The sequence below is a fragment of the Ureibacillus suwonensis genome, from assembly GCF_042655065.1.
GTDB classification, from domain to species: Bacteria; Bacillota; Bacilli; order Bacillales_A; family Planococcaceae; genus Ureibacillus; species Ureibacillus suwonensis.
Genome location: NZ_JBHSNQ010000043.1, coordinates 1 through 1,316 on the forward strand (window position 1 = coordinate 1; position 1,316 = coordinate 1,316).

Sequence of the window (1,316 nt, forward strand, 5' to 3'; positions counted from 1 at the left end):
AAGAAATCTTTATATGCTTGCGTTGTATTACCGACTTTTGGAGCATACACACTTTTCACAGGGAAAGCCTTGAGAACCTCATCAAGACCGCCAATATGGTCGGCGTCTGGATGAGTCGCGATCATGATTTCGATGTCCTTTACCTTCTGCTTTTTAAGATAGGCGACGACATCACTGCCATCTTTATTTCCTCCATCAATGAGAATGTCCTCTCCATTTGGCGCTTTAATGTAAATACTGTCACCTTGCCCAACATTGATGAAGTGTACATACATGTTTTTTGGGGCTGCGTCTGTTACAATTCCCGGTAGTATTGCTATCATAAATACAATTACAGCTACCATCAGCATCTTGATTTTCCTCATTGAAAACTCCCCCTTTTACTTTTCAAGAAGATTATACCATCAATTGAGCTAAGAGGGAGTATAGAAAACAAACAGGAGGCGAAAAAATGTTCGATATTATCGGTAAACTGAAATGTCCCGTGTGTTCAAAAATCGTACATCCCAAAGATAAGGTGTTTCTGGACATAATCAATACAGTCATTCATCAACGATGTTACTATCAATACTACACAACTCGTAAATTTCTTCCCTTCAAAGATCAAGGGACATTCCAAAAAATGCTGCTTAAATACCCATTTTTTCAGGATGGCGACACCTCCAAGGGTATGTAACATTTATCGTCTGACAGTTAATTCACAAGAGACATTATGTCCTTCCTCCGAGTACAATGATATGATGTCTACTGTCCTTCCTTAGGGGGATGTAGAGAAAATTGTGTCAAACAAATCTCCCTTTGGGAGAAGATTGCGGCGACACACTTTCTCTCATAGGGACATGCCAGACAATTCCGAGGCGTCTACTGTCCTTGCAGGGGACAGCAAGTTTCCACGTTGTCTTCGTGGTTCCTCTCTGCCGCGACCCTCTGCGTCCTCATGGGCTCCCTCAAACGAGTATCGGGGGACAGGAGACCCCACCCGCTGTCTCTCAACAAGACACCTGTCGCGCCTCGCTTTGTTGTTGCATAATGGAGAAGCACTCTCAAGGGAAAGTCGTCCTGTCTTGGCGTTGTCTGTTGTCCCTTGTTGCGACAATAAAGGGTGCGGTCTGGCCCGCCCTACAGAAGTTATGTAGGCAGAGGTGGACAGTACGGAGGACAGATGGATCTTCTTCTTTCACTGCTGTGCATTGTACCGCGACATCTATGTCTCTCCCTCGTCGTCTATAGAGTTGTAGTTCACGCTCGGCTTACTTATCCACTATTTCAACAAGTCTACGGTTTATAACTTTTCTTTCTTTTGATTTTGCATTCAT

The 1,316-nt window shown here is 43.8% G+C and carries 1 protein-coding gene; it reads right to left on the reverse strand.

Translation table 11 applies throughout. The features are described from left to right. Window positions 1-365, reverse strand: a 365-nt coding sequence (locus ACFPOH_RS04175) for an MBL fold metallo-hydrolase (RefSeq protein WP_390308895.1), incomplete at its 3' end; no start/stop codon positions are given. Window positions 366-1,316 lie beyond the last annotated feature (951 nt).